Source organism: Roseovarius sp. MBR-154 (assembly GCF_053628595.1).
The window spans coordinates 1-17597 of record NZ_JBRJGR010000030.1 but is presented as its reverse complement, the minus strand read 5'-3'; the positions used below and the strand labels follow the sequence as shown (position 1 = coordinate 17597).

The following is a 17597-nucleotide window of genomic DNA, read 5'->3' as shown; positions in this document are numbered from 1 at the left end:
ATGGCATTCGACTACGATCTTTTCGTGATTGGCGGCGGCTCCGGCGGGGTGCGCGCGGCGCGGGTGGCCGCACAGGGCGGGGCAAAGGTCGCGCTTGCCGAGGAGGACCGCTACGGCGGCACTTGCGTCATTCGTGGCTGCGTGCCGAAAAAGCTGATGGTCTTCGCCTCGGAATATCGCGGCGCCATGGCCGACGCGCAGTCCTATGGATGGACGGTGCATACCGGCGGTTTCGACTGGGACGCGTTCAAGACAAAACTGCACACCGAACTGGACCGGCTCGAAGAGATCTATCGCGGCATCCTGCGCAACAACGGGGTGGAAAGTTTCGACGCCCGCGCGCGGCTGGTTGACCCGCATACCGTGGAACTGGCCGACGGCACACAGCTGAGCGCGCGGCATATCCTGATCGCCACCGGCGGACGCCCGGTGAAACCCGATCTGCCGGGCGCCGAGCACGCCATCACCTCGAACGACATCTTTCACCTTGAAACGCTGCCCAAGTCGATCCTGATCGTCGGCGGCGGCTATATCGCCTGCGAGTTTGCCTGCATCCTCAACGGCCTTGGCGTGCAGGTGACGCAGTTCTATCGCGGCGCGCAGATCCTGCGCGGCTTTGACGAAGAGGCGCGCGGCCTCGTATCGGAAGAGATGATCCAATCAGGCATTCACCTGCATCTGGGCACCAACATCCTGTCGATGGACCCGGTCGAGGATGGCTATCGCGTCAAGGCCAGCAATGGCAGCGAGGCCACGTATCAACAGGTGATGTTCGCCACCGGACGCGCCCCCAATACCGAGGATCTGGGGCTGGAGGCCGCAGGCGTCGCCACTGGCCGCAAGGGCGAAATCCTGGTCGATGAGTATAGCCAGACCGACGTGCCCTCGATCTATGCCATCGGCGATGTGACCGACCGGGTGAACCTGACGCCGGTGGCGATCCGCGAGGGCATGGCCTTTGTGGAAACCGTGTTCAACGGCAACCCGACGCCGGTGGATCACGACCTGATCCCGACCGCCATCTTCACCCAACCCGAGATGGGCACCGTGGGCCTGAGCGAGGAGGCGGCGCGCGAGCAGGAGCCGGTCGATGTCTATTGCAACTCGTTCAGACCGATGCAGACCGCCTTTGCGGGCCGCCCCGACCGGGTGCTGATGAAACTCGTCGTCAGCCGGGAAACCCGCAAGGTTCTGGGGTGTCATATCGTAGCACCCGGCGCGGGCGAAATGATCCAGCTGGCGGGCATCGCGGTCAAGATGGGCGCGACCAAAGAGGATTTCGACCGCACTGTCGCGGTACATCCGACAATGTCGGAAGAACTGGTAACAATGAAAACGCCTATCTGAACGGCTTGATTTTTCGCCTGTGCTGCACAGGTAGAACACAAAGTCGCAAACGGCTGGGACAACAAGGGAAGAGACAACGTATGGCTGGAAATTCTGGCGGCCCCTGGGGCGGCGACGGCAATTCGGGCGGCGGCAACGGCGGCGACCGTGGCCCCAACAAGGGCGGCGGGCGACGCCCCCCTGAAGGCGGCTCGCAACTGCCCGAGATCGACGATCTGGTGCGCAAGGGTCAGGATCAGCTACGCGTGCTGATGGGCGGCCGCGGTGGCGGCTCGAACGGCGCGGGCGGCGGTGGCGGCAACGGCCCGCAATTCGGCAAGGGCACCATCGGTCTGGCCGCCCTCGGCGCGGTGGCGCTCTGGGTGTTCGCCAGCGTCTATACCGTCAAGCCTGAAGAGCAATCCGTCGAGCTTTTCCTCGGTGACTTCTATCAGGTTGGCAATCCCGGTCTGAACTTTGCGCCTTGGCCGCTCTTCTCTTACGAGATCATCAATGTCACCTCTGAACGCACTGAGGCCATTGGTCAGCGTCAGGGCGGCGGGGGTGAGGGGCTCATGCTGACCACCGACGCCAATATCGTCGACATCAACTTTCAGGTGGTGTGGAATGTCGCGGATCCTGCGAAACTGCTGTTCAACATTCGCGACCCGCAGTTGACCGTCGAGGCCGTCTCGGAATCGGTGATGCGCGAAATCATCGCGGCATCGAACCTCGCGCCGATCCTGAACCGTGATCGCGGACTTATCGCCGACACCGCGAAGGAACGGATTCAGGAAACATTGGATGAGTATGACAGCGGCATTCGCATCGTCCGCGTCAACCTGCAAAAGGCCGATCCGCCGGCCGAGGTGATCGACGCCTTCCGCGAGGTGCAGGCCGCCGAACAGGAACGCGACCGTCTGCAACGCCAGGCCGATGCCTATGCCAACCGGGTTCTGGCGGAATCGCGTGGTGAGGCCGCACAAATTCTAGAACAGGCCGAGGGCTACCGCGCGCGCGTCATCAACGAGGCGCGCGGTGACGCGAGCCGCTTTAGCGCGGTTCTTGAGGAGTATCTCAAGGCCCCTGAGGTGACCCGCAAACGCCTTTATCTCGAACGCATGGAGCAGGTTTTGGGGGATATCGACAAGACAATCCTCGACCAGTCCATCGTCGGAAGCGGCGAAGGAAGCGGTGTCGTGCCCTACCTGCCGCTGAACGAACTGCGCCGCAACAGCACCACCAATCAGGGGAACTGAGATTATGGGCAAGACGAAATTTTTCATTCCGTTCCTCGTCGTGGTTATCTTCCTCGGCCTGTCCTCGATCTTCGTCGTCGACGAGCGCGAAAAGGCGCTGGTTCTCCAGTTCGGCCAGATCAAGGCCGTCAAGGAAGAGCCGGGACTCGCCTTCAAGATCCCCTTCATCCAGGAGGTCGTTCGCTATGACGACCGGATTCTGTCGCTCGATACCGAGACGATCGAGGTCACGCCATCGGATGACCGCCGCCTCGTGGTCGATGCTTTCGCACGCTACCGCATCAGTGACGTGGTGCAGTTCCGGCAGGCGGTCGGTGTCGGCGGGCTGCGCGTGGCCGAGGACCGGCTGGGCTCGATCCTCAACTCCCAGATTCGCGAGGTTCTGGGCGCGGATCAGGTGACATCGGACACCATCCTGTCCGAGGATCGCCGCGAATTGATGCGCCGCATCCAGCGGCAGGCACAAACGAGCGCCGAGGGCCTTGGCCTGGATGTGGTCGACGTGCGACTCAAGGAAACCAACCTGCCTGACCAGAACCTCGACGCTACCTTTGCACGGATGCGCGCCGAGCGTGAACGCGAGGCCGCCGACGAGATCGCCCGTGGTAACGAGGCCGCACAGCGCGTGCGTGCCCTCGCCGACCGGACGGTGACCGAGACGGTTTCTGAGGCCGAGCGCGAAGCGCAGGTGATCCGAGGCGAGGCCGACGCCGGACGCAGCGCGATCTATGCCGACGCCTACGGCTCGGATCAGGAGTTCTATTCCTTCTACCGGTCGCTCGAAGCCTATGAAAAGGCGCTTCAGGGCAGCAATTCCTCGATGGTGATGACGCCGGACAGCGAATTCTTCGATTATCTGCGTTCGGCCAGCCCGGACCAATGATCGAAACCGCGATTCTGGCCCTCGGGCTGGTACTGATCGTGGAGGGGCTGGTCTATGCGCTGGCCCCTTCGCTTATCGACCAGTTACTCGTCGCCCTCGCCGCCATCCCGCCAGAGGCGCGGCGGCTGATCGGCTTGCTTGCCCTGGTGATCGGGCTGGCGCTGGTCTGGGCCGCCAAGACCCTCGGGGCCTGAGCGCAGGCCCGCAGAGCGCCCTAGCTCGGCGGCCGGAGCCCCGCCTTGCGCACCCGCCGCAGCACCGTCGAGCGGTTGATCCCCAACCGGCGCGCCGCGCGCGACATGTTCCAGCCGCAGGCATCAAGCAGCGCTTCGAGATCCTGCTCCGGGCCGCCGTCCTGCGCAGACGCAAGCGAGGGCGCGGGCAGGTCCGGCAGGTCGATGACCCGGCCTTCCGTCACCGCGACCGCGACCCGGATCGCGTTTTCCAGTTCCCGGATATTGCCGGGCCAGTGGCGGGCCGCCAGTTCGGCACGGGCGGCGGGCGACAGGCTCAGATCCCGGTCGCTCAGCCGTCGCAACAGCCGGTCGATCAGCCAGTCGACATCGTGCCGCAGCCGCAGCGGCGGCAGGCGCAACCGGTCGCCCATCAGCCGAAAGAAAAGATCGGCGCGAAACCGACCCTCCTGCGTGGCGCGCGCCAGATCGCAGCGCGCCGAGGCGACGGCGCGCAGATCCCCCCGCGCCTCCAATAGCGTCAGCAGCGCGGCCTGCCCCCGCGCGCACAGATCCTCGACCCCCTTGAGAAAAAGCGTGCCGGGCGTGGCCCCGGCCAATGCCCCGATCGCCCCTGCGTCAAGCCCGGCGCAGACCAGCGCATGAAAGGCCCGGCCCGGCGGCCCGCAGACATGCAGGGCGCGGGCCAGCTTTTCCTTGCCGGTGCCGGTCTCGCCCTCGATCAGCAGGGGCACCGGCGTTGCGGCCAGCCGCGCGGCGCGTTGCAAGACAGGCTCGAGCGCCGGATCGGGCCCGGCAAACCCGCCGAGGGCACCCGGCAGATCGGCCAGCGGGGCGGGGCCGCGCGCCACCCGCGCCGCCTGTGGCGCAATGGCGTGACCGAAAAGACCGCGCCCATCCTTGAGGCGCAGCACCCGGTCCTCGGTGGGGCGACCGCGCATCAGGTCGGGCAGGTCGTCGACGGATATGTCGAGCACCCGGTCGATCGGCATGCCGATGAGATCGCCCTGCCCCTCCGGCACCAGCAGACCACGCGCGCCATGGGTCATGCCCACGATCCGCCCCGATCCGTCCAGCGCCACCGCCGCCTCCGGGTCGACCTCCAGAAACTCGGGCGAGGCCGAAAACCGCAGCACCCAGTCGCGCCGCGTCATCGCCATCAGATTCGCCATCTCCACCCGCCGCGCCGACGCGCGCACAAGGTTCATCGCAAGGTTCTGGCTCGATTTCGGCGAGGGCGAGCGCAGCAGCGAGATATCGAGCACCGCCGTCAACTGCCCCTGCATGTCATAGATCGGCGCGGCGGTGCAGGACAGCGGCGTATGCGCCACGCCGAAATGATCGCTCTGGTGGATCGTCACCGCCTCGCCGGTCACAAGGCAGGAGCCGACACCGCAGGTGCCCGCAAGGTTCTCGGACCAGTCCGATCCGAGATAGAGCCCGGCCTGCCGCAAGTCGTCCTCAAAACGCGGATCGCCGAAGAAATCGACGCAGACCCCTTCGGCATCGGCCAGCAACAACACGTAATTCTGCCCCGCGACCTGCCGGAACAGCGCATGCAGCCCCGAGCGCGCGGTGGCGATCAGCCGCTCGGATTGCTCGCGGTGGCGGCGCAGTTCGGCATCGGTGACGATATGCGCCGCCTCGGCACGGGCGGGATCCATGCCATAGGTCTCGACGCAGCGCCGCCAACTGTCGAGCACCAGCGCATCGCGCCCGCTCGCCCCGGCCTGTCCGCTGAGCGCGCGGTCGATCTCTGTCACATGGGCCAGATCGGTCATCTCGTCCTCCCGTGTTTGGGGGACCATAACACAACCCGCGGCCCTGCGACGATTGGCATTTGGTCGGAGGGCCGCCCCCCTTTCGCCGCGCCGGAAAGGGCGCTAGAAGCACGCCAAGTGTGACCCGCGCCACCGCGCGCCCGAAACCGGAACCCGACCGCATGTTCACAGCCACCCTGATCGCGCCGCCCGCCGCGCTGGAGCCTGCCCTTGTCGAAAGCCTGCGCAATGCCTGGGGCGGCGGCGACGCGCTCTGGCTGGCACCGGACGAGGCCGCCGAATTTCCCCTCGCCGAGATCCCCGGCAACCGCTGGGAGGTCTGGCCCGATCTGCAAGCGCAGGGCGTCGATCTGGTGGTGCAGCCCACCGAGGGGCGGCGCAAGCGGATGCTGCTGGCGGATATGGACAGCACGATGATCGAGCAGGAATGCATCGACGAGCTGGCCGAGGTCGCGGGCGTCGGCGTGCATGTGCGCGAGATCACCGCGCGGGCGATGAATGGCGAGCTCGATTTCGAAGGCGCCCTGCTGGAACGCGTGGCGCTGCTCAAGGGCCTCGACGAGGCGGTGATCGGCGAGGTGCTGCGCACCCGCATCAGCTACATGCCGGGCGGTGCCACGCTGGTCGCGACGATGCGCGCACAGGGTGCCTATTGCGCGCTGGTCTCGGGCGGGTTCACCGCCTTTACCCAAGCCGTGGCGGCGCATCTGGGCTTTGACGAGCACCGCGCCAATACGCTTCTGGCCGAGGGCGGCGCGCTTGTGGGCGATGTCGCACGGCCCATTCTGGGGCGCGCCGCCAAGGTGCAGGCGCTCGAAGAGATCAGCGCGCGTTTGGGGATTTCTGAGGCGGACGTGATCGCCGTCGGCGACGGCGCGAACGATCTGGGCATGCTCGGGCGCGCAGGTGCGGGCGTGGCGCTGCATGCCAAGCCCGCGGTGGCCGCAGACTGCGACATCCGCATCAATCACGGCGACCTGACGGCGCTCTTGTATGTGCAGGGCTACGGGCGGGAAGAGTTCGCTCGCTGAGCGGGGCGGGTCGTTACCCCGCCCCGACAGTGGTATCAGCCTTCGCTCGGCGGCAGGATGCCTTCCTCCTTCGCGGCGGCAAGTTCCTCTTCGTTGAGCGCGCCATCGGCGTCGGCGTCGGCCTCCATGAAGGCTTCCGACGGGGCTTCGGGCATGGCCTGCTGGAATTCCGACATGGTGATATACCCATCGCCATTGGCATCCACCGAGGCGAAATCCCCCGCCAGCGCGAGGCCAGGCAGGGCAAAAGTCAGGGCAAGGCCGGTGGCAAGCGTTGTCTTGGTCATCTCAGACATCCTTTCGTTTCAGGGTTCAGGCGGCGCGGCTGCGCTGCCGTGACGCGAACATGAGGCCGCCCGCCCCGCCTGTCATCGGACCCGGACAAACACCTGAAAAACATGCGGAGATCAGCCAGAATCCGGGCCTTGCATGGGCGAACCAACGCCACCTGCGCGGGCCGGGCGGGAACCCGCCCGCCCGGCAACGCCATTCGAGCGAAACGCCGCCCGAATGGCGCGCCCCGCGCATCGGTGGAACATTGCCGAGGGCCGCGCGACTCAGGCCAGTGCTGCGGCAGGCTTGATCATCCCCGTCTCGATGCCGCGCCAGTTGGTAATCGGCGCATTGCGGTACTTGCGCGCGGTGGGGTGTTCGGGGTCGAGCACGCCCACCCGCACGAGGATCGAGGCGATCGCGCATTCCGCGCCGCGCGTGCCGCCATCGGCGATCTTGAGCGCGACCCCCAGCTTGCGCCGTGGCAGGATCGCGATGAAAAACGCCTCGGCCCCGGTCTTGAGCGCCACCGGCTCGGAACAGGCGCGCATCAACTCGGTGCAGGCACGCCCGTCGCCCGCCACCAGGTCGGGATGCGCGACCATCGCCTGCCAGAGCCGCACGGCGGCATTCTCGACCATGCCCCCGGTCTCGGACGCCGCCGCAAACCACGCCATCGCGCGCGCCATGCCGTGCAGGGAACAGGCCGGGTTGGGCGCGGAACAGCCGTCGATTCCATAATAGGGCGAGGTCTCGGCGGTGATCTCCTCGAACGCTTCCATCACCGCCTTTTGCACCGGGTGGTCGGGGTCCACATAGTCCGGACCGGCCTTGAGATGCTTGCCAAGCGTCAGAAACCCCGCATGTTTGCCCGAGCAGTTGTTATGCACCTGGCAGGGCGCGGTATCGGAACACAAAAGCGCCTTATGCGCCGCCTTGTCCCAGGGCATATGCGCGCCACAGCGGAAATCCTCATCCGAGAGCCCCAGATCCCCGATCCAGCGGCGCACCCTTGACGTGTGGATCTCACCGCCCTCATGCGACGCACAGGCCAGCGCCAGCTGTTCGGAGGTCAGCCCATGCGCATGCGCCGCCCCGCTGGTGATCAGCGGCAGCGCCTGCAACATCTTGGCCGAGGAGCGTGGCAGCACAACCTCTTCGGGGTTGCCCCACGCCTCGACGATCCCGCCCGACGCATCGCAGATCACCGCGTGACCCAGATGCACGCTCTCGGGGCGCGGGCCGCGCCAGATTTCGGTCAGGGGGATGGGGCTGGTCATTCAGGGGCTCCGGTTCAGAAGGGCGAGCGATCTGTGCGCACTGTGCGAAAATCCGCCAATCGCGTCTTTCATTACTCGCCTGTTTCGGGCTATTGTTGCACTGTCGAGACAGGACTGGCCGCATATCAAAAGAATTCCGGTAAGGAATGCAAGCGGCACATGAAATTGAGGCTCAGGACAGCTTGGAGGCTGGACATATGGTATCACGAATTGCGGGCGGACTGACACTGGCTCTTGTGGCAATGATGGCGACGGCCCCCCTCGCGCAGGGCACAAGCAGCAATCAGGTCGCCGCCAAGACGGCGTGGAGCGTGTTCGAGGACAGCGACCCGCGCGAATGCTGGGCGGTATCGGCCCCCACCGAGACGGTCAACACCCGCGACGGGCGCGTCGTCGCCGTGCGGCGGGGCGATATCCTGCTGATGACCTTCTTCCGCCCCGGCGCGGGCGTTCAGGGGCAGATCACCTTTACCGGCGGCTATCCGTTCGCCGGCGGATCGACCGTCAACATGAAGATCGACGGCAGCGAGTTTGAGCTTTTCACCGAAGGCGAATGGGCCTGGCCCGCCAGCACCGATGACGACGCCAAGATCCTCGCGGCGATGAAGCGCGGTGCGGATGCCGTTCTGACAGCGCGGTCCGCTCGCGGCACGCAGACCAAGGATACGTTCTCGCTCATGGGCTATACGGCGGCGGTCGAAGAGGCCGAGAAACGCTGCCAGTAACGCGGCGGATCGCAGAGTAAGAGGCGGCGGGCCGAATCGGCACCGCCGCTTTTTTTGTCGCTCAGCGCAGCACCTTGTCCTCGGGCCACTCCATCGCGGTGTCAAGCCGGATGGTCTGCGTGTCACCGGCGGGCAGATCGAACTCCCATGCCAGGATACCGCGCTGATCGTCGACATTTTCCTCGGCAGGCTCGGGCGTGGCGGACCAGGTGATCTCCAGATCCTCCTGTTCCGACACCGGCACCCGGTCGAGCACACGCAGCGGCCAGGCCGTGTCGGTCAGGTTCTCGACCTCGATAATCACGGTCTCCGACATCTCGTTGGACTTGCGGACAAGGCCCCGGTCGCCCTCGTTGCGCTCCCGCAGGATACGGCTCAGGCGCAGACCGTCGACCGGGCCGAAGGACAGCTTCGCGTCGTCCCCGGCGGCGATCAGATCAAGGCCGCGCTGCCCGACATAACGACCATCCAGATAGAACCGCGCCTCGGGCGTGGGCAACAGGATTTCGCCGGTTTCATTGGTGAATTCGGCCATCACATAGGCCGTCTCATCGACCATCGGCACGGCTTGCGCCACCACCTCGGCGTCAGCCTCCAGCGTACCCAGCATCAGCCGCACATGATCCGCCCCGGTCGCGACATCGACCGGCGTCGGATAGCTGTAGGTCACGGAAAGACCATCGAAATCGGCATCCGCCGTCACGGTATCGGCCATCTCCGCCATCGGCGCGGCCAGCGACATCAACGCCTCACCGCCTTTCTGACGCGCAAGCGGCCGGATCTCTTCGGGGTCGACGATGCGCGGCACGAAGGGCCAGATCTGCCCCGGTTCCGTCTGCTCCGACGGGCGCGAGGTCGAGAGGCTCAGCGCCACATCCTGCCAGTTCTCACCGGTGGATTGGCGCACCAGGGCCCCGCGCTCGATCCGCAGCGCGCCGCTGTCGCGGGCGAGATGCAGATCATAGAGCGGCTGCCAGCCCGCATCGGGGATGGTATAGGTGACGGTCATGCGCCCCTCGGTCGCCGTCTCGGCGGTGATCGCGACGGCCAGCATGGCGCGCGCCTTCTCCTCGGGGACAAGCGCGGCAAGCGCCTTGCGCGCATCCTTCAGCGCCGCTTCCTGATCGGCGAGCGCGCGGGTCGCGGCCTCGGCCCGGCGGGCGGCCTCCAGCGCGGTCTGACGCGCGACAAGGGTTTCGGTGCCGATCATCTGCGACAGCGCGCGCAGCCGGTCGAGGTCGAGCGTCGCCACCCCGTCGCCCTGCCCGATCCGGTCGAGAAAGGCCAGCCGCGCGCGGGCGGCCTCGGCCTCCAGCCGGATATCCTCGATACCGGCACGGGCCGTGCGCAGCCCCTCTTCCAGCCGCTCCACCTCGGCGCGGGCGGCCAGCAGGTCCGGGCTCTCGGCCATGTCGCGGGGCGGCACGTAATCGCGCCGCGTCGTCACACCGCCCATGCGGGCACCCTCCACGCTCACCCGCACCGAGGCAAGCGGCGTGCCGCGCGGCAGATCGGCGAGGATCAAGTCATGCACCCCCTCGGGCGCGGCAAAGGGCACCTCGCGGGTGACCGTCGCGCCCTGCGGATAGAGGGTCACGGCGCTGACCCGGCTGCCGAGCGCGATATCGTCGGCAAGCGCGGCGGGCGCAACCAACATGAGCGAAAGACAAAGGGCACGCATCGGGCAACACTCCTGTATGACTTGGGAAATTTGTCAGCGTTTCGCCATGCAAGTGCAAGCGCGGAGCACCGCCTTGCGCGGATTCGCGCCGCAGCAGTATCAGGCGCGGGCAGGCAGGCTTTGGCGGTAGCGGGCCAAAACCGCCGGATCGGGCACCAGCGGCGTGCCAAGCTGGTCTGCCAGATCAAAGAACCCCTGCCCCGGCACTCCGGAATGACGGTTGACCACCTGCGCCGCCACGAAGGGGCGGCCAGCAGCGGCATCCTCGCGCATCGTGGTCTCCAGCGCCTGCGTCACCTTGCGCACCGAGCCGGGCAGATAGAGCCCCACCGCCCGCGCAAGCGCGCCATAGGTGATCGGTATCTCCTCGGGGCCGAGCCGCTCCAGATGGGCGCGCAGCCGGTCGGCGAGGCTGGGATCCTGCACCTTTTCCGGGGTCGGCCTGCGCGGCGGCGGCACTTCGAAAATTCGGCCGTTGTCATGCAGGTCCGCCGCCCAGGCCCGGGTCGGCGCAAACACGGCAACACGGGTGATCGGGCCGCTTTGCCCCGCGCGCGTCTCGACAGTGCGCTCGATATCGCCATTGGCAAACCCCGCCATCACGGTCTCCGGCGTGAGGCCGAGACGCTGCGCGAGATACTCCGGGTCGATCCGCAGCTCACCATCGCTGCGATCCACGACCGAGGCGGGAACCGGGCGCGTCAGTTTTGGCGACGGGCCATCATCGGACGTGTAATAGGGGTTCACCCCGGCATCGTGATCGGTCACGTCGATGATCTCTGCAATCTCCGGCAGGGCCGCGCGCAGCATCGTCTCGATCCCCTCGCGCAGGGTCTGGGACGAGGCCGCACAGCCTTGGCACCCCCCGGCAAAGCGCAGATGGACGCGGGCCTTCTCCACCCGGTCAACGCGCACACTGCCGCCATGCGCGGCAATCGCCGGATTGGCCTGCCGGTCGAGCAGGTCCTGAACCTCGCTCAACAGGCGCGCATCGTCGTCTTGCGGCGGCTGCGCCACGCCAAGCGGATGCTCGCTGGCCTCAAGCACCTCGCGGATCGCCTCCGCAATGCGCGGCTTGAGCGCCGCCCACTCTGCCCCATCGGCGCGCCGCACATGGATCGAGGCGCCGCTGACCTGCACCTGCGCCACCCCGTCGATGGCGAAAAGGGCTTCGGCCAAGGGGGCGCTACCCGCCTCGGCCGCCGTGAAGCGCGCACTCTGGCCGGGCTGAATATCGCTATCGAGCAGGAACCGCATGGTCATCGGGTCGCGCTCTGAGGGCTGGGCGCGGATCCGGCGCCTGGGATGGGTCGTCACGTCAGACATCTTCGAGATCGCTCGCCTCCATCGCGCGCAGCGCCTTGAAGGTGTAAATCCCCGAACTGTGACCATCGCTGAACGCCACGCCGATCCCGTAATTGCCGACATTCCAGATCCGCGTCGGCACGACGTCGAGCGGCACGCTCGCGGGATCGAGCAGGCGCGCGCCCGACATCTCGTCGCGGCAGGCGGCACATTGGCAGGCGAGCCGCAGGTCGCGCGGGTTCAGCGCCATCTCGGCCCCGTCCTCCCATGTGATCCGCAGCGTCGCGTCGTCATAGCGCAGTGCCACCGGCAGTTCCGGGTTGCCATCCGGGTCGACGGCACCGGGCGCGGGCTGTCCCGTGCCCTTGGCCACCTGCCAGTCAAACGGGGTGCGCAGGCCGCGCCGGGCCCCATCCACCCGGCCCTCAAGCGCCGAGGCGACATCGCGATAGGCCTGCGCCGCCTTGCCCTGCGGCGCGCTCAGGATGGTGGGCCGTCCGCTATCGCCGCTTTCCACCACCTCAGGGTCAAGCGGCACACTGCCAAGGAAGGGCACGTCGAGCGCCTGCGCGATCCGCGCACCGCCGCCCTGCCGGAAAATATCCGTGACCGTGCCGCAGCACGGGCAGGTAAAGCCGCTCATGTTCTCGACCACGCCGAGGATCGGCACGCTCACCTGTTCCATCATGCGCAAGCCGCGCCGCACGATCCGCAGGCTCACGTCCTGCGGCGTCGTCACAACCACCGCACCGGTCAGCGGAAAGGCCTGCGCCAGCGTGAGTTGGACATCCCCCGTCCCCGGCGGGAGGTCGAGCAGCAAGAGGTCAATGCCCGCCCAATCGACCTGCGTGATGAACATCTGCAAATACTTGGTCACCATCGGGCCGCGCAGCACGGCGGGCTTGTCGTCGCTGGTCAGCATCGCCATCGAGATCACCTTGATGCCATGCGCCTCGGCGGGGATCACCTTCTTTTCGGGCGACATGGCGGGGGTTCCGCTGTCCGACAGCCCCAGCATGCCCGGAATCGAGGGGCCGTAGAGATCGGCATCGACGATGCCGACGCGCAAACCGCTGTCGCGCAGGGCGAGCGCAAGGTTGACCGTCACGGTCGATTTGCCGACGCCGCCCTTGCCGCTGCTGACCGCGATCATCGCAGGCAGGCCGCTGCGCGGGCCGTCATTCTGGTTGGTCTGGCTCATGGCTTGGGTCCTGTAGGCTCGGTCTCTGTCGGGGTGGTCGAGAAATTGGCGCAAAGCTGGCCGATCTCGAACGGGGCAAGATCGCTGGCCACGCAGGCGCAATAGGCGGCCCCGTCGCGATCCTCGAAATATCGGCAATCGCCGCAGGTGCCAAAACCGCGATCGCCGCGACGGCGTGCGAGGTTCGAGGCGATATCCGGCAGCGCGCGCGCGAGGGTGGCGTGATCGGCATCGCTCAGCCCGGACAACGCCTCGACAAGGTGGCGCAGCGGGTCGCGTTCAAGGATCTCGCGGCCCCGCGTCGTCACCTCGAAGCGTGCGCTGCGCTTATCGGTCTCCGAGGCATGCCGTTCCAGGTATCCGCCCCGCACCAATGACTTGATCACCTGCGAGGCCGTGCCCCGCGTCGTCGCCTGAAAACTGGCAAAAGCCGAGGGCGTGCGCGAGGCCCGGTTGGCCCGGGCAAAGAATCGCAGCGCCGTCCATTGCGCGGCGGTCAGGATATCCTCGCGCCCCTCGGCACGCGCGGATCGCCCGACATGGACCAGCATCTCGGCCAGTTTTTCCAGACGGTCGGTGGTGTGACTTCGTGATGACATGCAAAACCGATATCGAATCGAAACCAGTTTGACAAGAGCGCATGCCCCTATATGATTTCGAATCGAAACAAGTTATCGCCACAGGCGGAGTCCATGAACAAACCCTTCATCCCGAGCGACCCAAAGGCACATGGCAACAGGCCCCGTCCGGGCTTTCTCAGCGCGCAGGAGGAGCAGGATCTGGCGCGCGCCTGGCAGCAGAATCGCGACGTCGCGGCGCGAAACCGGCTGGTAAACGCCTTTGCCCCGCTCGCCATGGCGACCGCCAAACGCCACTCGAAAAACAAGACGCTCGACGATCCCGACCTGCTGCAACATGCCTATATCGGCCTGATCAAGGCCGCGAACGGGTTTGATCCGGAAAAGGGCTTTCGCTTTTCGACCTATGCCGCCTGGTGGATCAGGGCCGAATTGCAGGAATACCGCATTCGCACCTGGTCGCTGGTGCAGCGCACGCGCACCGCCAAGTCGCGCAAGGTGTTCTTCAACCTCCACCGGCTCGAGGATGACGTGAGCGCGCCCCCGGACGAGACCCGCGAGGCCAAGAACCTGCGCGTCGCCACCGCACTCGGGCTCGAGCCGTCAGAGCTCGACGGTTTCAGACTGGCCTTTGCGGGCAATGACAGCTCGCTCAATCAGCCCGCGGCGCAGGGCGAGGGCGATGACATCATCCATCTTCTCGAGGACCCGAATTCCAATGTCGAACAGGATGTCGCCGACCGGCTGGATCGCCGCACCTTCTGGAACGAGGCGAAGACCCATTTCGGCAAGCTGCCCGACCGCGAACGGGTGATCATCGTCTCGACGGTGCTCAAGGATCCGCCCATGACCCTCGAACAGCTGGGCACGGTCTACGGCATATCGCGCGAGCGTGTCCGGCAATTGCGCGAGCGCGGCCTCGAACGCCTGCGCCATTCGATGCGCGACGCCATGGGCGATCACCGAGCGGATCTGTGCCACGGCTGAGGCATCCGTGACGCATTGTGCCGCGCGCCTCTGCCGCTAGGATGGCCACGAATGCCCGTCACGGGCAGCAGGCCCGGGAGACCTCATGTCCTTCGACGCGATCACAACCTTTCTGTCCGATCCCGCCACCCACGGCACAACCACTCCGGTCGAGGTGGTGCGGACGCATTGCGCGCTGGTCTTTCTGACCGACGACGACGCCTACAAGGTCAAGCGGCCGGTCACCTACGACTATCTCGATTTCTCGACCCTCGAGAAACGCAAGGCCATGCTGGACCGCGAGCTTGAGCTCAACCGCCCCGCCGCGCCCGAGATCTATCTCGGGCTGGTGCCGGTCACGCGGGCGGCGGATGGCGGCCTGCAGCTTGGTGGCGAGGGGGAGGTGGTCGAATGGTGCCTGCACATGCGCCGCTTTGCGAAAGGGGCCGAACTGTCGGAGATGGCCGCGCGCGGCACGCTCACACGCGCCATCGCCGAGGATCTGGGCCGCGTCGTCGCCACGCTGCACGCGCGCGCAGAGATCCGCGACGCCGACGGTGCCGCGCTGGTGTCGGCGGTCGCGGACGAGTTGGAGATGACGCTGGCCGGGATGACCGATGTCCTGCCACACGACGCGGTCGCACAGCTGTGCAGCACCTTAAGGGACCACATCGACCGGCAGTCGGACCTGCTTCGCGCCCGAGGGCGCGCGGGCTTCATCCGGCGCGGGCATGGCGACCTGCATCTCGGCAATATCGTGCTGCTGGACGGCCGCCCGGTGCCCTTCGATGCGCTGGAATTCAGCGAACGGCTCGGCACGCTCGATGTGCTCTACGATCTGGCCTTCCTGCTGATGGACCTGTTGCATCGCGACCTGCCCGAGGCGGCCAATGCGGCGCTGGCCTCCTACCTGTTTCACGCAGACACCCCCGATCATCTCGACGGTCTGTCGCTGATGCCGCTCTTTCTCGCCCTGCGCGCGGCGATTCGCGCGATGGTCTCGGTGCAGGCCGGGCGGCTCTCCGACGAGGACCGCAGCGACCGCACCGCCGAGGCCCGCACCTATCTCGACGCGGCGCGCGCGCATCTGTCGCCGCCTCCGCCGCGCCTGATTGCCGTGGGCGGGCTGTCGGGCACCGGCAAGACCACTCTGGCAGGGCGGCTGGCCCCGCATGTCGGAGCCGCGCCCGGTGCGATCCATCTGCGCAGCGATCTCGAACGCAAGGCGCTCTTCGATGTCGATCCGCTCACCCCCTTGCCCGACACGGCCTATACGCCCGAGGTCAGCGCACGCGTCTACGACCGGCTTCTCGACAAGGCGGGGCGCATCCTGGCAGCGGGGCATTCGGTGATCGTCGATGCCGTCTTCGCACACGAGGACGACCGCCACAGGCTCGACGACCTGGCGCAGGTATCCGGCGCGACCCTTACCGGGCTGTGGCTGACGCTCGATGCCGAGACCATGATGGAGCGGGTCGAAGCGCGGCAGGGCGACGCCTCCGATGCCGATGCCGCCGTCGTGCGCCGTCAACTGGAGCAGTCGGACCCGGCACCGGACTGGGCACAGCTCGATGCCAGCGGCACGCCCGAGGCGACCCTGACACGTGCGCTCAGGCGGCTGGACGCGCCTTGAAACGCGGGCTCTGCACCACGCCACTGTCGAAAAGCTGCGCGATCTCGGTATCATCTAGCCCCACCACATCGCCCAGCACCGCCTCCGTGTCGGCCCCCAGCACCGGGGCCGGACGCGGGCCGCTGCGCTCATGCCCGGAAAACACCGCCGGATGCCCCGGCACCGGAAACTGGCCCAGCCCCGGCTGATCGAGCATCTCGAACATCGGGTTCGCCGCGCTCAGGTCGGCATCCTCCGCAAGTGCCTCGCGCATGGTGCGAAACACCGACCATGTCAGCCCCGCCGCGTCGAAATCCTCCGCGAATTCACCCACCTCGCGGCTTGCGAACCACGGGCGCAGGATCGCGGTGATCTCGCGGCGCAACTCCCACCGCGCGCCCTCGTCACTCAGATCGCGCCCCATGCGCTCGGCCAGCCCCGCCATCGCCGCCTCGGTGCCGGTGGCCTTGACCAGCCCGCGCCATTGCCGGGCTGTCAGGCCGATCACCATCACCCGCCGCCCGCAGGCGCAGACGAAATCCTGACCGTAAGCGCCGTATAGCGCATTGCCCGATTTCGCCCGGTCCCGGTCATTGACCACCGCATCGCCGATCATCCCCAGATGCCCCATGGTGGCCGCCGCCACATCCTTGAGCGAAAGCTCCACCTCCTGCCCGCGCCCGCGCCGCAGCCGGTCGCGCTCTGCCGCCAATAACGACGACACCACCAACTGCCCCGCCACCAGATCCCAGGCGGGCAGCGCATGCGCCACCGGCTCCGGCCAGCCCACCGGGCCGGTCATCGCGGGCACGCCAAGCGCCGGATTTACCGTGTAGTCGACCTGCGGGCGGCCCTGCCGGTCGCCCATGAGCGTGACCATGATCAGATCCTCGCGAAACTTGCTCAGCGTCTCGTAATCCATCCATCCGCGTACCCGCAGGTTGGTCAGGAACAGCCCCGCATCCTCACCCGGCGCGGTCACGATCCGGGTCACAAGCTCCTGCCCCTCCGGGCGGCGCATGTCCACGGCGATGGATTTCTTGCCCTTGTTGAGGCCAGCCCAAAAGAGGCTCTGCCCCGAGGGCGCCAACGGCCAGCGCCCGGCATCGAGCCCGCCGCCGATCCGGTCGAAGCGGATCACCTCAGCCCCCATCTGCGCCAGCGTCATCCCCGCCAGCGGCACCGCAACAAAGGCCGATCCCTCGACCACGCGCATTCCCGTGAGTATTCCGCCCATGCCGTTTCCTCGCCCCTGAAGCCGTCACCGTGAGGGGCAAGTGTGCCGAATGCCAAAAATAAGTCAATATTTCAATGACTTACCTGAATACCATTGCATGCAGCGCGGATTGTGCAGGTGCGGCATCAACGCGACACGTTGATTTTCATCACGAATTGCGCGCCACACCCCTGAGCTACTCCCCATCGGTTGGACAGGATCTGGCGTAAATTAAGCTACTCTTTGCACCTGCTGATCGGGTTGGGTTTTGTCTTTTCTCAGCCAA

The 17597-nt window shown here is 66.7% G+C and carries 16 protein-coding genes; 8 read left to right on the top strand and 8 right to left on the bottom strand.

The features are described from left to right. The 4 genes from gor (at nt 1) to ACSSV4_RS21015 (ending at nt 3662) form a co-directional block, all read left to right on the top strand. Nucleotides 1–1347, top strand: a complete 1347-nt coding sequence (gor, locus tag ACSSV4_RS21030; RefSeq protein ID WP_454277021.1) for a glutathione-disulfide reductase — start codon at nt 1–3, stop codon at nt 1345–1347. Nucleotides 1348–1427: 80 nt separating this feature from the next. Beyond that, nucleotides 1428–2585: an FtsH protease activity modulator HflK gene (gene hflK, locus ACSSV4_RS21025; RefSeq protein ID WP_454277020.1), complete on the top strand. Its 1158-nt coding sequence runs from the start codon at nt 1428–1430 to the stop codon at nt 2583–2585. Between the two features lie 4 nt (nt 2586–2589). Next, nucleotides 2590–3468 (top strand): protease modulator HflC, encoded by an 879-nt coding sequence (gene hflC / locus ACSSV4_RS21020; RefSeq protein ID WP_454277019.1) that lies wholly within the window; start codon nt 2590–2592, stop codon nt 3466–3468. Next, nucleotides 3465–3662, top strand: a complete 198-nt coding sequence (locus tag ACSSV4_RS21015) for a DUF2065 domain-containing protein (RefSeq protein ID WP_454277018.1) — start codon at nt 3465–3467, stop codon at nt 3660–3662. The genes hflC and ACSSV4_RS21015 overlap by 4 nt, the downstream gene beginning before the upstream one ends. Before the next feature lie 20 nt (nt 3663–3682). Here ACSSV4_RS21015 and ACSSV4_RS21010 read toward each other — a convergent pair whose 3' ends face one another. Then, nucleotides 3683–5443, bottom strand: coding sequence for a sigma-54-dependent Fis family transcriptional regulator (locus ACSSV4_RS21010; RefSeq protein ID WP_454277017.1), 1761 nt, complete (start codon nt 5441–5443; stop codon nt 3683–3685). Between the two features lie 161 nt (nt 5444–5604). Between ACSSV4_RS21010 and serB the strand changes: the two genes are divergently transcribed. Further along, nucleotides 5605–6474: a phosphoserine phosphatase SerB gene (gene serB, locus ACSSV4_RS21005; protein ID WP_454277016.1), complete on the top strand. Its 870-nt coding sequence runs from the start codon at nt 5605–5607 to the stop codon at nt 6472–6474. Between the two features lie 35 nt (nt 6475–6509). Here the strand turns inward: serB and ACSSV4_RS21000 are convergent, their stop codons facing one another. Continuing rightward, nucleotides 6510–6761, bottom strand: a complete 252-nt coding sequence (locus tag ACSSV4_RS21000; protein ID WP_454277015.1) for an EF-hand domain-containing protein — start codon at nt 6759–6761, stop codon at nt 6510–6512. 270 nt (nt 6762–7031) lie between these two features. Further along, on the bottom strand, nt 7032–8027 hold the full coding sequence (locus tag ACSSV4_RS20995; protein WP_454277014.1) for an asparaginase: 996 nt from the start codon (nt 8025–8027) through the stop codon (nt 7032–7034). A 242-nt stretch (nt 8028–8269) separates the two neighbouring features. On the opposite strand from ACSSV4_RS20995, the gene ACSSV4_RS20990 reads away from it, so the two are divergent. Next, a complete protein-coding gene (locus tag ACSSV4_RS20990) occupies nt 8270–8752 on the top strand; it encodes an invasion associated locus B family protein (RefSeq protein WP_454277046.1) in 483 nt (160 codons plus the stop codon). 61 nt (nt 8753–8813) lie between these two features. Here ACSSV4_RS20990 and ACSSV4_RS20985 read toward each other — a convergent pair whose 3' ends face one another. The 4 genes from ACSSV4_RS20985 to ACSSV4_RS20970 all read right to left on the bottom strand — a co-directional run bounded on the left by ACSSV4_RS20985 (nt 8814) and on the right by ACSSV4_RS20970 (nt 13538). Continuing rightward, entirely contained in the window at nt 8814–10409 is a 1596-nt protein-coding gene (locus ACSSV4_RS20985; protein ID WP_454277013.1) for a DUF4139 domain-containing protein, read from the bottom strand. Between the two features lie 123 nt (nt 10410–10532). After that, complete coding sequence (locus ACSSV4_RS20980) at nt 10533–11759, bottom strand: NifU family protein (protein ID WP_454277012.1); 1227 nt, start codon at nt 11757–11759, stop codon at nt 10533–10535. After that, complete coding sequence (locus ACSSV4_RS20975) at nt 11752–12939, bottom strand: MRP-like and DUF971 domain-containing protein (protein WP_454277011.1); 1188 nt, start codon at nt 12937–12939, stop codon at nt 11752–11754. Before ACSSV4_RS20975 ends, ACSSV4_RS20980 begins: the two co-directional genes overlap by 8 nt. Then, a complete protein-coding gene (locus ACSSV4_RS20970; RefSeq protein WP_454277010.1) occupies nt 12936–13538 on the bottom strand; it encodes a MarR family winged helix-turn-helix transcriptional regulator in 603 nt (200 codons plus the stop codon). The genes ACSSV4_RS20975 and ACSSV4_RS20970 overlap by 4 nt, the downstream gene beginning before the upstream one ends. Before the next feature lie 93 nt (nt 13539–13631). Here ACSSV4_RS20970 and ACSSV4_RS20965 point away from each other — a divergent pair, with 93 nt between their 5' ends. Both ACSSV4_RS20965 and ACSSV4_RS20960 read left to right on the top strand, forming a co-directional pair. Beyond that, entirely contained in the window at nt 13632–14504 is an 873-nt protein-coding gene (locus ACSSV4_RS20965) for a sigma-70 family RNA polymerase sigma factor (protein ID WP_454277009.1), read from the top strand. A gap of 85 nt (nt 14505–14589) precedes the next feature. After that, nucleotides 14590–16116: a bifunctional aminoglycoside phosphotransferase/ATP-binding protein gene (locus ACSSV4_RS20960; protein ID WP_454277008.1), complete on the top strand. Its 1527-nt coding sequence runs from the start codon at nt 14590–14592 to the stop codon at nt 16114–16116. On the opposite strand, the gene ACSSV4_RS20955 is transcribed toward ACSSV4_RS20960, so the two are convergent. Next, a complete protein-coding gene (locus ACSSV4_RS20955; protein ID WP_454277007.1) occupies nt 16094–17332 on the bottom strand; it encodes a CoA transferase in 1239 nt (412 codons plus the stop codon). The two genes, ACSSV4_RS20960 and ACSSV4_RS20955, sit on opposite strands and share 23 nt — an antisense overlap. Between the last annotated feature and the right edge of the window lie 265 nt (nt 17333–17597).

Bases quoted from the DNA above. Each gene is read 5' to 3' on its own strand.
- ACSSV4_RS21015 (WP_454277018.1), top strand. From the start codon at position 3,465: ATGATCGAAACCGCGATTCTGGCCCTCGGGCTGGTACTGATCGTGGAG.
- hflC (WP_454277019.1), top strand. From the start codon at position 2,590: ATGGGCAAGACGAAATTTTTCATTCCGTTCCTCGTCGTGGTTATCTTC.
- ACSSV4_RS20995 (WP_454277014.1), bottom strand. From the start codon at position 8,027: ATGACCAGCCCCATCCCCCTGACCGAAATCTGGCGCGGCCCGCGCCCC.
- ACSSV4_RS20980 (WP_454277012.1), bottom strand. From the start codon at position 11,759: ATGTCTGACGTGACGACCCATCCCAGGCGCCGGATCCGCGCCCAGCCC.
- ACSSV4_RS20985 (WP_454277013.1), bottom strand. From the start codon at position 10,409: ATGTTGGTTGCGCCCGCCGCGCTTGCCGACGATATCGCGCTCGGCAGC.
- hflK (WP_454277020.1), top strand. From the start codon at position 1,428: ATGGCTGGAAATTCTGGCGGCCCCTGGGGCGGCGACGGCAATTCGGGC.
- ACSSV4_RS21010 (WP_454277017.1), bottom strand. From the start codon at position 5,443: ATGACCGATCTGGCCCATGTGACAGAGATCGACCGCGCGCTCAGCGGA.
- gor (WP_454277021.1), top strand. From the start codon at position 1: ATGGCATTCGACTACGATCTTTTCGTGATTGGCGGCGGCTCCGGCGGG.
- serB (WP_454277016.1), top strand. From the start codon at position 5,605: ATGTTCACAGCCACCCTGATCGCGCCGCCCGCCGCGCTGGAGCCTGCC.
- ACSSV4_RS20990 (WP_454277046.1), top strand. From the start codon at position 8,270: ATGATGGCGACGGCCCCCCTCGCGCAGGGCACAAGCAGCAATCAGGTC.
- ACSSV4_RS20955 (WP_454277007.1), bottom strand. From the start codon at position 17,332: ATGGGCGGAATACTCACGGGAATGCGCGTGGTCGAGGGATCGGCCTTT.
- ACSSV4_RS20965 (WP_454277009.1), top strand. From the start codon at position 13,632: ATGAACAAACCCTTCATCCCGAGCGACCCAAAGGCACATGGCAACAGG.
- ACSSV4_RS20960 (WP_454277008.1), top strand. From the start codon at position 14,590: ATGTCCTTCGACGCGATCACAACCTTTCTGTCCGATCCCGCCACCCAC.
- ACSSV4_RS20975 (WP_454277011.1), bottom strand. From the start codon at position 12,939: ATGAGCCAGACCAACCAGAATGACGGCCCGCGCAGCGGCCTGCCTGCG.
- ACSSV4_RS20970 (WP_454277010.1), bottom strand. From the start codon at position 13,538: ATGTCATCACGAAGTCACACCACCGACCGTCTGGAAAAACTGGCCGAG.
- ACSSV4_RS21000 (WP_454277015.1), bottom strand. From the start codon at position 6,761: ATGACCAAGACAACGCTTGCCACCGGCCTTGCCCTGACTTTTGCCCTG.